Raw genomic sequence first — 13,087 nt, forward strand, 5'->3', positions numbered from 1 at the left:
GTAAGGAGATTTTTATTTTGAATTTACCAAACAAACTAACCGTCTTACGAATATTTATGATTCCATTATTTATCGTATTGATGGTAGCTCCCCTGGATTGGGGAATGATTTCAATCTGGGGATCAACTTTCACGACTGCAGAATTAATTGGGACCATCGTTTTTGCAGTTGCCAGTTTCACGGACTGGTTGGATGGTTATATTGCACGCAGAGACAACATTGTCACTAACTTTGGTAAATTTGCAGATCCATTAGCAGATAAAATGCTGGTAGCCACTGCATTTATTGTTTTAGTGGAAAAAGGATTGGCACCAGCCTGGGTTGTGGCTATTATCATCTGTAGAGAACTAGCAGTAACAGGATTACGTTTGTTGTTGGTAACCGGAGGAGAAGTTATGGCAGCAGCGTGGCCAGGGAAAATTAAAACCGCGACACAAATGTTGGCGATAATTTTACTTTTTCTGGATAATCTTCCATTTGAAGGGTTAGGTATTCCTTTTGCTTCAATTATGTTATACCTATGCCTCCTGTTCACGATTTACTCTGGTGTCGATTACTTCATCAAAAACAAAGAAATATTTGCCGACTCATTCAAAAATTAATCAAGTTATCAAAAGAAAACAATTTATAAAATTGTTTTCTTTTTTTAAATTGAAATTCAATTTTTTTGCTTATATATGTATAGGAGGGGTACTATGATTGCAGAAATCATTTCTGTGGGAACTGAATTACTATTAGGACAGATCGTCAATACCGATGCTGCTTATTTAGCGAAAAATTTAGCGGATTTAGGAATTAATGCTTATTTTCAAACGGTTGTAGGGGATAACGTCAATCGCCTTAAAGAGGCAATCACAATTGCGGAAGGAAGGAGTGAACTCCTTATTTTTACGGGTGGCTTAGGACCGACCCAGGATGATGTGACGAAAGAAACGGTAGCATACCATCTGCAAGAAAATCTCATTTTGGATGACACGGCACTCGCAAATATCAAATCCTATTTCGAACTTTCAGGTCGTAAGATGACAGAAAATAATCGAAAACAGGCGCTTTATTTTGAAAATGGAATTGGTTTCCCTAATCGCAATGGACACGCACTAGGGACGTTCATAGAGAAGGGGAAGCATTTATATCTCCTGGTGCCTGGACCGCCGAAGGAATTAACCTTGATGTTTGACAATGAAATACTCCCTTTTCTTGAAAAGTATTTAGGCGGAAGCAGACAATCGCTTGTATCCAAAACCTTAAGATTTTACGGCATTGGTGAGTCGGAATTGGTGACTAAACTTGATTATCATATAAAAAGTCAAACCAACCCAACGGTAGCTCCCTATGCTGGCGATTATGAGGTAACGTTGCGTTTAACGGCTAGTGGAACAGATGAAAATTCATGTGTGGCTTTATTATCTGAAAAAACAAAAGAAATTTTGGAGATAGTAGGCGATTACTATTATGGTGAGGGTCATAATAACAGTCTGGTCAAAACGGTAGGGAATTTACTGAAAGAGCAACACAAAACGATTAGTGCTGCTGAAAGCTTAACTGGGGGATTATTCCAATCGACTTTAGTGTCGATACCCAATTCGAGTGATTATTTTATGGGTGGCATGGTGACATATCACGAGTCCGTTAAAAGGGAAGTCCTGGGTGTGCCAGCAGCAATCGTTCAAGAACATGGTGTTGTCAGTGAGGCTTGTGCAATGGCGATGGCTGATCGTTGTCGCGAAATATTTCAAACGGATATTGCTATTTCTTTTACCGGAGTGGCCGGTCCGGAAGCTTTAGAAGGAGAACCTGCTGGTACTGTTTGGATCGGGTTAAGCCAAAAAGGTAAAAATACAAAAGCGCTAAAATATCGCTTTATGCATAACCGCACCGGGAACCGCGAACGGAGCGTCATGCAGGGTCTGGATTTAATAAGACGTTCGCTACTCGAATAACAAAAGCGAACGTTTGTTCACTTTTATCTTGCTTTTTTAAGGTAAGTGTTATAAAATTACTATGCTAATGAAGTTAAACGAAATAAACCTTTTGGAGGCTATATAATGGCAAATAACAATGAAAATAGACAAAAAGCTTTAGATGAAGCAATGAAAAAAATAGAACGTACATATGGTAAAGGCTCTATCATGAAAATGGGTGACAAAGTAGAAACAGAAATCTCCACAGTTCCAAGTGGTTCTGTAGCTTTGGATATTGCATTAGGGGTTGGCGGTTACCCTCGTGGACGAATCATTGAGATTTACGGACCAGAGTCTTCAGGTAAAACAACTGTAGCCCTCCATGCCATTGCTGAAGCACAAAAAAAAGGTGGCGTTGCTGCATTTATCGATGCTGAGCACGCATTAGATCCAAAATACGCTCGTGCAATTGGCGTTAACGTGGATGAGTTGCTCTTGTCACAACCTGACACAGGGGAACAAGGTTTGGAAATTGCCGATGCATTAATTTCTTCTGGAGCAATCGATATTGTGGTTATTGACTCGGTTGCTGCGTTAGTTCCACGAGCTGAAATCGAAGGCGAGATGGGAGATTCCCATATGGGGCTACAAGCGCGTTTAATGTCCCAAGCATTACGTAAATTATCGGGTTCAATCAACAAGACAAAAACAATTGCTATTTTTATCAACCAAATCCGTGAAAAAATCGGTATTATGTTTGGAAACCCTGAAACAACACCGGGTGGTCGTGCCCTGAAATTCTACTCCACTATCCGTTTAGAAGTTCGTCGTGCTGAGCAAATTAAATCGGGTACGGATGTCATTGGGAACCGTACCAAAATAAAAGTGGTTAAGAATAAGGTTGCGCCACCATTTAAGGTCGCAGAAGTCGATATTATGTACGGACAAGGTATCTCCAGTGTTGGGGAAGTAGTCGATATTGCTTCTGAGCATGATATCATCAATAAGAGTGGTTCTTGGTACTCTTATAAAGATGAACGAATTGGGCAAGGCCGTGAAAATGCCAAGAATTTCTTGATTGAAAACCCTCAAATGTTAGAGGAAATCGATCGCAAGGTTCGTGCCATCTATGGTATTGGAGATGCCCTTCCTGAAGATGCTGAAACTAAAGAAGTAACAGAACTCCTGGAAGATTAATAAAAATTTCCTTCCTGACATGTATGATATGGGCTCCTACTTTTAATAGTAGGGGTCTTTTTCGTTCATAAACTAGCTGCAGAGGGATAATTTTATTGACAGTAGCGGTTACAAAGTTTAGAATTGAATTATATGTTTCTTTAAATAGGATGCATATATTAAAAAATATTTTTAATTTTTAACGACAAATTGAATAGATACGGAGGTGAAACGATGGAATGGATGTACGTTGCCTTCGCTGCTATCATAGCCTTAATTTTAGGTGTCGTTATCGGGTATACATATCGGAAATCGAGTCATGAAAAGGAAATCGCTGGCGCGAATAACACAGCTACGGCAATCTTGGAGAATGCTGAAAGAGAAGCGGAAAACAAGAAAAAGGAAGCTATGTTAGAAGCGAAGGAAGAGGGCCAAAAATATCGTTCCGCTATCGAAGCAGAATTGCGCGATAGAAGAAACGAGCTAACCAAACAAGAAAATCGGCTTATCCAAAAAGAAGAGAATTTGGATAGAAAAGATAATAATTTCTCCAAGCGTGAAAAAACTATCGAGCAAAAAGAAGAAAATCTTGTTAAACGCACGCAAGCATTGGTGACTGAAGAAGATCGAATCCAGGAAATTATCGAATCACAACAGAGGGAACTGGAACGAGTAGCAACGCTATCAAGAGAAGATGCTAAGGCAATTATCATGAAAGAAACGGAAGACCAATTAACGAACGAACGCGCTATCATGGTGAGAGAATCTGAACAACAAGCCAAGGATGAAGCAGAAAGAAAAGCGAAGAATATTATTCTTCAAGCGATTCAACGTAGCTCTGCTGACATGGTTTCAGAAACAACGGTATCGGTGGTAATTTTACCTAACGATGACATGAAAGGTCGCATTATCGGACGTGAAGGTCGTAATATCAGAACTCTTGAATCGCTAACGGGAATCGATTTAATTATCGATGATACCCCGGAAGCAGTAGTCTTGAGTGGTTTTGATCCAATCCGACGTGAAATTGCAAAAATGGCATTAGAGAAGTTGATTCAAGATGGTCGGATTCATCCGGCACGTATTGAGGAAGCTGTTGATAAAGCTCGCAAAGAAATGGATGAACGAATCCGCGAAATTGGTGAACAAGCTACCTTTGAAGTAGGTATTCACTCAATTCACCCTGATTTAATTAAGATTCTTGGTCGTATGCATTTCAGAACAAGTTATGGTCAAAATGTTTTGAACCACAGTATCGAAGTTGCTAAATTGGCCGGTATTATGGCAGGCGAGTTAGGTGAAGATATCACACTTGCGAAACGCGCAGGATTGCTTCATGATATTGGAAAAGCTCTCGATCATGAGATTGAAGGTTCTCACGTTGAAATCGGTGCAGAAATTGCTCATAGATACAAAGAAAATGGTGTTGTTGTCAATGCAATTGCATCCCACCATGGTGATGTAGAAGCAAACAATGTTATTTCTGTCTTGGTTGCGGCGTCTGATGCTCTATCAGCAGCGCGTCCAGGGGCACGAAGTGAATCTTTGGAAAATTATATTCGGAGATTGGAACGATTGGAAAGTATTGCGAACGAATTTGAAGGCGTTGATTATAGTTTCGCTATTCAAGCGGGTCGTGAAATCAGAATTATGGTGAAACCTGAATCTGTAGATGATGCTCATGCAATTTTGATGGCACGCGACATCAAATCAAAAATCGAAGAAGAATTAGACTATCCGGGACACATTAAAGTTACGGTTATACGCGAAACAAGAGCAATTGAATATGCAAAATAACGAGGCAGGGTGCAAACCCTGTCTTTTCTGTTTGTTCACTCAAATTTTATGGTGTTGGTAGGTACTCCTCTTGGAAATCCCGCAGGATGGAGTGGTTGCTTGTGGCCGTGTCAAGGATGCAATGCGAAAGTAGGGATCGTTGGCGCTTCAGCGTCTACGATCCCTTTGAGGCTTGCAAGCCCGGAGACTCCAGGCTCCGGGCGGGTCCCACGGCAGCACACAAGCAACCACGTAGGCCGAAGGGCATTTCCTTCACCAACACCAAATAACCAAGAACCAATTTTATTCGCTTTTATGTTAAACTAATATAATGAATGAAGAATAGAGAAGAGGCAAATATATAAATGAAAGTGTTATTCGTTGGAGATGTAGTGGGTTCAATAGGAAGAAAAATGTTGATTGAATCCTTACCCTTATTAAAAGCTAAATACCGCCCACAATTTACTATTGTTAATGGAGAAAATGCAGCAGGAGGCCGTGGGATTACCGAAAAAATTTATAAAGAATTTTTACAAGCGGGTGTCGACTTAATTACAATGGGAAACCATACTTGGGATAATCGAGATATTTTCGAATTTATCGGAAATGATAAAATAAAAATGATAAGACCGGCTAACTTTCCAGAAGGAACGCCTGGCATAGGATATAAAATCATCCAGATTAATCAGACTAAAATAGCCGTTATCAATATGCAAGGGCGTGTCTTTTTAAATGATTTGGATGACCCTTTTCGAAAGATGGATAAAATCCTGGCGGAGATTGGTGAAGAAACACAGTGTATATTCGTGGATTTCCACGCTGAGGCAACAAGTGAAAAACAAGCCATGGGTTGGTATTTGGATGGTCGCGTATCAGCTGTTGTTGGTACCCATACCCATATCCAAACGAATGATGCGCGTATTCTACCTAAGGGCACTGCCTATTTAACGGATGCTGGAATGACCGGTTCATATGATAGTGTTCTTGGAGTAGAAACGCATATCATCCTTGACAAATTCTTAAAACAACTTCCAGTTCGCCACGAAATTCCTGAAGAAGGAAGAAAACTACTCAGTGGTTGTTATGTCGAAATTGACGATCGTTCGGGAAAGGCCACGAAAATTGAAACGATCATGATTAATGATGATCGACCTTTTGGGAGTGGTTATTAATGAACGTAAACGAGTACCATATTGAATCTGACATAAATAAAGAATTAGACAAATTAATTGCTTTATTGTTACAGAAAGAGGAAATCATTGCATTTCAAAAAGCTGAGAGTAAAGTGGAAGAGAGTAAATGGGTTCAAGATACGATTGAACAAATAAAAAATAAACAACGTGACTTAGTCAATTTCGAATATTATGAGAAACCAGAAGCCTATAAAAAAACACTGGATGAATTGAATGCTTTAAATAAAGCAATAGATGAAAACATTACGGTACAACAATATCGTGCGTCATTGGTAGAAGCAAATGAAGTTGTCCAATTCCTTTTTAAACAAATACAAACCGAAGTAGATTCAATAACTGATTGAGGTGAAAGCATGCCACAAAAAACGAAACAAACGCCAATGATGGAACAATATACGGCAATAAAAAAACAATACCCTGATTCATTTTTATTTTATCGTTTAGGCGATTTTTACGAGTTGTTCAATGAAGATGCTATAAAAGCAGCAAAAATTCTTGAGATAACACTGACAAGTCGTAACAAAAATGCCGATAACCCAATTCCGATGTGCGGGGTACCATACCATGCTGCCAAAGATTATATACGGAAATTAATTGACGGTGGCCATAAAGTTGCCGTCTGCGAGCAAATGGAGGACCCAAAGGCAACGAAGGGCATGGTTAGACGCGAAGTTGTCCAAGTACTGACGCCAGGAACGTATATGGACGAAACAAATGGTGATGGTAAAAAAAATAATTACCTTGTCGCGATAGAAAAGCATGAGACTGGTTATGCTTTTGCCTATACGGACATTGGTACGGGAGAGACACGAGTCACCGTATTAGAAAATGAAGATGCAGTAATGAACGAAGTGCAATCGGTACAAGCGAAAGAAATCGTTGTACAGGCGGTTGCTACTTTTCCTTTTATTGAAACGTTGCAGGAACGATTCGGGGTCATTATCTCCCGACATGATGAGAAAGTAGCAGATTCAATTCTTGAATCCGTTTTGGAAGACATCGCTGAACAGCCTTGCCGGGATGTATTGACACTTTTGATTAGTTACTTGTCGCATACCCAAAAACGGAGCTTATCCCATATTCAAAAAGCGATTCGCTATCAATCCGATCAGTACTTAAAGATGGATACGTATGCCCGTCGAAATCTGGAATTGACAACCTCGATCCGAGATCAACAAAAGACAGGGAGTTTATTGTGGCTCATTGACCGCACGAAAACAGCTATGGGCGGGCGGAAGCTGAAACAGTGGCTAGAAAAACCTCTTATTAACGAACAAGATATACGCAACCGCCAATTGAAGGTGCAATCGTTATTAGCCCATTATTTTGAGCGAATGGATATTAGCCAAGCGTTGACCTCTGTTTACGATTTAGAAAGACTCGTGGCAAAAATCTCGTTCGGTAGCGTAAACGGGCGTGATTTGATTCAATTAAAGCGGTCCTTGGAACAGCTACCTGTTTTAAGGCAAATACTGGAAGCGACGCAAGATGCCATTTGGTCTGATACGCTCACTAAAATAGAGGACATGCCCGAAATCGTTGCATTGATTGAAAAAGCGATTGTCGACGACCCCCCAATTTTAATAACGGATGGAAATATCATCAAAGATGGTTTCAATGAAACGTTAGATAAGTATCGGGATGCCATGACAAATGGAAAAAAATGGATTGCCGCTTTGCAACAGTCCGAAAGGGAAAAAACCGGCATTAAAACGCTAAAAATAGGCTTTAATCGCGTTTTTGGTTATTACATCGAGGTTTCCAAGGCGAATGTATCTAATTTGCCAGAAGGGCTTTACGATCGAAAACAAACATTGGCAAATGCAGAACGTTTTATTACACCGGAATTAAAAGAAAAAGAACGAATTATTCTTGAAGCAGAAGAAAAATCAGCGACGCTTGAGTATGAACTATTCCTTGAAATTCGGGAACACGTTAAAAAATACAGCAAAAAATTACAGGTTTTAGCGAAATATATTTCGGAACTGGATGTATATCAAGGGTTTGCAGAAATAGCTGAAGAAAAACATTACACGCAACCGATGATTTCAGCACAATCGAAAACCATTAATATTATTAACGGGCGTCATCCAGTCGTTGAAGAAGTGTTAGGCAAAGAAAAATACATTGCCAACAACTTAATCATGGAAGACAAGAACGAGATTCTACTCATTACGGGACCCAATATGTCTGGTAAGAGTACTTATATGCGTCAACTAGCTTTGATTGTCATCATGGCCCAAATTGGGTGTTATGTGCCGGCAGATGTAGCCGAATTGCCTATATTTGATCAAATTTTTACGCGAATTGGTGCAGCAGATGATTTGTATTCAGGCCAAAGTACTTTTATGGTAGAAATGGTGGAAACAAACCAAGCATTACAATATGCGACTGAACGCAGCTTGATTTTATTCGATGAGATTGGAAGAGGGACCGCTACTTTTGATGGAATGGCTCTGGCCGAAGCGATTATTCGCTATTTGCATGGATCAAATAAAGGTAAGATGCTGTTTTCCACTCATTACCATGAGTTGACGGTATTGGACCAAGAACTATCGGCTTTAAGAAATGTCCATGTTGGTGCCATCGAGCAAAATGGTGAGTTGGTTTTCCTTCATAAAATAATGACTGGGCCAGCGGATAAAAGTTATGGATTACACGTAGCGAAATTGGCGGGAATGCCTGAAGACCTACTGGTAGAAGCAAAACAGATACTTGAACGATTGGAAAATACCGAGAAAGTATCCGTTCCTGTTGATTCAACCCAACAGTTATCATTGTTTACTGAAAATCAATTAGACATGAACGAGAAACAAGTCGTCAACGAGATGAGTGAGTTCTCTTTGGAAAATCATTCACCTCTACAAGCCATGAATCAGTTGAACGAATGGAAGCAATTACTGAAAAAGAAATGATGGTGATTTGCCTTGGCAACAATAAAGACATTATCTGAACAACTATCCAACCAAATTGCTGCCGGAGAAGTGATCGAGAGACCATCCTCGGTTGTGAAAGAGCTGGTGGAAAATGCGATTGATGCTGGTAGTAGCCAGATTGATATTTTAATTGAAGAAGCTGGATTAAAGAAAATCATGGTCAGTGATAATGGTGGCGGTATTCATCCCGATGAGGTCGTTCTAGCGTTTGAACGCCATGCGACCAGTAAAATTTATACAACCCAAGATTTATTTCGTATTCATTCACTGGGTTTTCGTGGCGAAGCTCTACCAAGTATTGCTTCTGTATCAAAGTTAACCCTCGAGAGTGCAACGATTGATTTACCTGGGAAGTATATTCGTATCGAAGGCGGCAACATTGTCGAGGAGAAAATTCATGGTGCAAGAAAAGGGACAACCTTGACAGTTGAGAGTTTATTTTACAATACACCTGCACGTTTGAAATACATCCGTACCTTACAAACGGAATTGGCCAGTATCTCTGATATTGTCAATAGGCTAGCGCTAAGCCACCCCAAAATAGCCTTCCGTCTTGTAAATGAAGGAAATCAAATGTTACGAACAAGTGGTAATGGTGATCTGAAACAAGCGATTGCGGGGGTCTATGGAACGGCCGTTGCTCGTAAGATGCTGCATATTGAAGCTGAAGATCTGGATTTCAAGTTAAGCGGGTATGTGAGCAAACCTGAATTGACGCGAGCAAGCCGAAATTATATGACTTTCATATTAAATGGCCGCTATATCCGTAACTATAATCTCCAAAAAGCTTTAGTTGAAGGTTTCGGATCACGTTTAATGATTGGTCGTTTTCCAGTTGCGGTCATTACAGTCGATACAGATCCGTTGCTACTGGATGTGAATGTTCATCCCTCTAAAAAAGAAATCAGGATCAGTAAAGAAACCGAACTGTCAGCTCTGATTATAAAAGCTGTTCAAGCCGCAATGAAAGAAGTTGTCTCCATACCAAGCGGGTTAGAAAATTTATCATTCAAAAGAAACCCGGTTCAAGTTGAACAACATGAACAAATTCAAGTTGAGTTAGAATCTCCAAAGTTTAACTATGAATCACCTAAAGTGGAAACACAAATCCCCGGGGAACAGATTCAGGAAGCGTTTGGTGAAGTGGTAGTGGATGAAGAAGATTACACACCACCTACTACGCATGACGCGTCTGTATTGGACGCTGTGAAGAACGTGGAAAATGAGGAAGAGACCATCCAAAGTTTTCCGGAGTTATATTATTTTGGTCAGATGCATGGTACTTATTTATTTGCACAAAATGATAAAGGGCTTTATATGATCGATCAACATGCAGCTCAAGAACGTATTAAATACGAATTCTACCGTGACGAAATCGCCAGAGTGGCTAATACATTACAAAGCCTGTTGGTACCGATAACCATCGATTTAACCTCGGATGAATTCTTAAAAATAAACGATAACCATGATAAATTAGAAGAAATCGGGATTTATCTCGAGCCATTTGGGAAACATACCTTTTTGCTATCACAACATCCAACCTGGTTCAAACCGGGGCAAGAAGAAGGGATAGTGAATGACATCATCCAAATGGTATTATCTGATGAAGGCTTATCCGTCAAAAAACTTCGCGAAGCTACCGCAATTATGATGAGTTGTAAACGATCGATCAAAGCCAATCATCATTTGCCTGATTATGAAGCAAGGCAGTTATTGGCGGACTTAGCCAAGACTAAAAATCCCTATAACTGTCCGCATGGACGCCCTGTATTAATCCATTTTTCAAATACCGATATGGAAAAAATGTTCAAACGTATTCAGGATGCACATTAAGCCTGATTGTTTTGAAAAAGAATTTTTATGAGTTAAAATAAGTAATAACAAATTGAGAGACAAAGGAATGAAAGATATGACTGATAAAGAACAATTGCGTCAAAAACTTACCCCACTTCAATATGAAGTAACCCAGAATGAAGCGACTGAGCGGCCATTCTCCGGAGAATACGATGATTTCTATGAAAAGGGGATTTTTGTTGACGTTGTTAGCGGAGAACCTTTATTTAGCTCTACAGATAAATATGATGCTGGGTGTGGATGGCCTTCATTTTCCAAGCCAATTGCACAATTGACAGAAAAAGTAGATACCAAATTGGCTCGGGAAAGAACTGAAGTCCGTAGCAGTCAAGCGGATTCACACCTAGGACACGTTTTTGAAGACGGTCCGGAAGAAATGGGTGGCTTACGTTACTGTATCAATTCAGCTGCGATGCGATTTGTTGCCTACGAAGATTTAGAAAAAGAAGGATATGGCGAATATCGTTCGCTATTCAATTAAATTACCTTCCGGAAAGGACCTCTGAGTGATTTGATGCGGAGGTCCTTTCTTTTTGTTTTTCAAGATATTTTCCCCATCATAACCGTACCTGTGATATGATAGACGTTAGAAAAATTGAAAGGGGAAAGGCTCATGTATGAATATTTACGAGGAATCATAGTAGGCGTTCATCCCACTTATATTGTGCTGGATGTGAATGGAATCGGGTACCAAATTCTCGTAGCGAACCCTTTTCGATATTCTTCTTTACAGAAAGAAGAGACCCAAATATATATCCATCAAGCAGTCCGTGAAGACAGCATTACATTATATGGTTTCAAAGATTTTAGGGAAAAGCAGCTTTATCTTAAACTTATTAGTGTTTCTGGAATAGGACCAAAAAGTGGTTTATCCATTTTGGCGAATGGGGATCATGATGGTTTGATTCATGCAATCGAGGCAGAAAACAGCACGTATTTGACGAAGTTTCCGGGAGTTGGCAAGAAAACAGCTTCACAAATTGTGCTGGATTTGAAAGGGAAGCTAACTGAATTACTGGATGGTGCAGAAATAGATCAGCCAACTGTTGTAGAGGAAGATGGAAATATTCATCTTTCCGAAGCTGAAGAGGCCTTGCAAGGGCTTGGCTATTCCGTTCGGGAAATAAATAAAGTCATACCAAAACTAAAAGAACAATCATTTACAAGCACAGAAGAAGTTCTGCGTATGGCATTCAAGTTGTTATTGAAAGGGTAGGAGGGGTGTATAATGGACGACTTTCGCATACTATCAAGTGATGTTGTTGGAGATAATGAAGAAACGATTGAGCAGTCCTTGCGTCCGCAAACACTAAAAGAGTATATCGGGCAAACCAAGGTAACGAGTGAATTGCAGATTTATATCGAAGCAGCAAAAATGCGTAATGAAGCCTTGGACCATGTTTTATTGTATGGCCCTCCTGGGCTAGGCAAGACAACGCTGGCGCGGGTTATTGCTAATGAGATGAATGTTAATATCCATACGACAAGTGGACCTGCCATTGAAAAACCGGGTGATTTAATGGTTCTTTTGAATGAGCTTGAACCAGGGGATGTATTATTTATTGATGAAATCCACCGTTTGCCTCGCATCGTTGAAGAAGTATTGTACTCGGCGATGGAAGATTATTTTGTCGATATTATTATTGGTCAAGATTCAAATGCGCGCCCAGTTCATTTTTCACTACCTCCCTTCACATTGATAGGGGCGACAACGAAAGCCGGTAGTCTATCTGCTCCTTTACGTGCCCGTTTCGGAATCGTCTTGCGAATGGAATTCTATGATGTTTCGGATTTAACAAAAATAGTTTCCAGGACAGCGGGTGTTTTAAATAGTGAGATTGAAGAAGAAGGGTCTATCGAAATTGCGCGTCGTTCCAGAGGAACCCCACGTATTGCCAACCGACTCTTGCGTCGAGTCAGGGATTATACACAAGTTTATTCGGATGGAATCATATCAAGTCCACTTGCTGATAAGGCCTTGACCTTGCTCCGGGTCGATAAAGAAGGTTTGGATGCGATTGATCGGCAAATTTTGACTACCATGATTGACTATTACCATGGGGGACCAGTTGGTATCGGATCGATTGCAGCGACAATTGGCGAAGATCGCGATACGATTGAAGATATGTATGAACCGTACTTATTGCAAATCGGTTTTCTCAAACGAACCCAACGAGGACGCATCGTGACACCGGTTGCCTATCAACATCTGGGATATGAATTACCCATTAATTGAAGCGAGACATATAAA

At 40.2% G+C, this 13,087-nt stretch carries 11 protein-coding genes; all 11 read left to right on the forward strand.

Annotated features, from left to right (window positions below):
- Positions 1–17 precede the first annotated feature (17 nt).
- The 11 genes from pgsA to ruvB all read left to right on the forward strand — a co-directional run bounded on the left by pgsA (position 18) and on the right by ruvB (position 13,072).
- A complete protein-coding gene (gene pgsA, locus ACTU7M_RS03425; protein WP_443472973.1) occupies positions 18–602 on the forward strand; it encodes a CDP-diacylglycerol--glycerol-3-phosphate 3-phosphatidyltransferase in 585 nt (194 codons plus the stop codon).
- Between the two features lie 93 nt (positions 603–695).
- The gene (locus tag ACTU7M_RS03430) at positions 696–1,940 is read left to right on the forward strand and encodes a competence/damage-inducible protein A (RefSeq protein WP_443472974.1); all 1,245 of its coding nucleotides are present in this window, start codon (positions 696–698) and stop codon (positions 1,938–1,940) included.
- Positions 1,941–2,045: 105 nt separating this feature from the next.
- A complete protein-coding gene (gene recA, locus ACTU7M_RS03435) occupies positions 2,046–3,098 on the forward strand; it encodes a recombinase RecA (RefSeq protein ID WP_443472975.1) in 1,053 nt (350 codons plus the stop codon).
- A gap of 213 nt (positions 3,099–3,311) precedes the next feature.
- Positions 3,312–4,874, forward strand: coding sequence for a ribonuclease Y (gene rny / locus ACTU7M_RS03440; RefSeq protein ID WP_443472976.1), 1,563 nt, complete (start codon positions 3,312–3,314; stop codon positions 4,872–4,874).
- A gap of 344 nt (positions 4,875–5,218) precedes the next feature.
- Complete coding sequence (locus ACTU7M_RS03445) at positions 5,219–6,025, forward strand: TIGR00282 family metallophosphoesterase (protein WP_443472977.1); 807 nt, start codon at positions 5,219–5,221, stop codon at positions 6,023–6,025.
- A complete protein-coding gene (locus ACTU7M_RS03450; RefSeq protein WP_443472978.1) occupies positions 6,025–6,390 on the forward strand; it encodes a YlbF family regulator in 366 nt (121 codons plus the stop codon). The genes ACTU7M_RS03445 and ACTU7M_RS03450 overlap by 1 nt, the downstream gene beginning before the upstream one ends.
- Before the next feature lie 9 nt (positions 6,391–6,399).
- A complete protein-coding gene (gene mutS, locus ACTU7M_RS03455; protein ID WP_443472979.1) occupies positions 6,400–8,961 on the forward strand; it encodes a DNA mismatch repair protein MutS in 2,562 nt (853 codons plus the stop codon).
- Between the two features lie 12 nt (positions 8,962–8,973).
- Entirely contained in the window at positions 8,974–10,815 is a 1,842-nt protein-coding gene (mutL, locus tag ACTU7M_RS03460) for a DNA mismatch repair endonuclease MutL (RefSeq protein WP_443472980.1), read from the forward strand.
- Positions 10,816–10,891: 76 nt separating this feature from the next.
- On the forward strand, positions 10,892–11,317 hold the full coding sequence (msrB, locus tag ACTU7M_RS03465) for a peptide-methionine (R)-S-oxide reductase MsrB (RefSeq protein ID WP_443472981.1): 426 nt from the start codon (positions 10,892–10,894) through the stop codon (positions 11,315–11,317).
- A 132-nt stretch (positions 11,318–11,449) separates the two neighbouring features.
- Positions 11,450–12,052, forward strand: coding sequence for a Holliday junction branch migration protein RuvA (gene ruvA, locus ACTU7M_RS03470; RefSeq protein ID WP_443472982.1), 603 nt, complete (start codon positions 11,450–11,452; stop codon positions 12,050–12,052).
- Between the two features lie 12 nt (positions 12,053–12,064).
- Complete coding sequence (gene ruvB / locus ACTU7M_RS03475) at positions 12,065–13,072, forward strand: Holliday junction branch migration DNA helicase RuvB (protein ID WP_443472983.1); 1,008 nt, start codon at positions 12,065–12,067, stop codon at positions 13,070–13,072.
- The last annotated feature ends 15 nt before the right edge of the window (positions 13,073–13,087 follow it).

It is taken from the genome of Jeotgalibaca sp. A122 (assembly GCF_052266715.1).
Classification (GTDB): Bacteria; Bacillota; Bacilli; order Lactobacillales; family Aerococcaceae; genus Jeotgalibaca.

Bases quoted from the DNA above. Each gene is read 5' to 3' on its own strand.
- msrB (WP_443472981.1), top strand. From the start codon at position 10,892: ATGACTGATAAAGAACAATTGCGTCAAAAACTTACCCCACTTCAATAT.
- recA (WP_443472975.1), top strand. From the start codon at position 2,046: ATGGCAAATAACAATGAAAATAGACAAAAAGCTTTAGATGAAGCAATG.
- mutS (WP_443472979.1), top strand. From the start codon at position 6,400: ATGCCACAAAAAACGAAACAAACGCCAATGATGGAACAATATACGGCA.
- ACTU7M_RS03450 (WP_443472978.1), top strand. From the start codon at position 6,025: ATGAACGTAAACGAGTACCATATTGAATCTGACATAAATAAAGAATTA.
- rny (WP_443472976.1), top strand. From the start codon at position 3,312: ATGGAATGGATGTACGTTGCCTTCGCTGCTATCATAGCCTTAATTTTA.
- ACTU7M_RS03445 (WP_443472977.1), top strand. From the start codon at position 5,219: ATGAAAGTGTTATTCGTTGGAGATGTAGTGGGTTCAATAGGAAGAAAA.
- ruvA (WP_443472982.1), top strand. From the start codon at position 11,450: ATGTATGAATATTTACGAGGAATCATAGTAGGCGTTCATCCCACTTAT.
- ACTU7M_RS03430 (WP_443472974.1), top strand. From the start codon at position 696: ATGATTGCAGAAATCATTTCTGTGGGAACTGAATTACTATTAGGACAG.
- ruvB (WP_443472983.1), top strand. From the start codon at position 12,065: ATGGACGACTTTCGCATACTATCAAGTGATGTTGTTGGAGATAATGAA.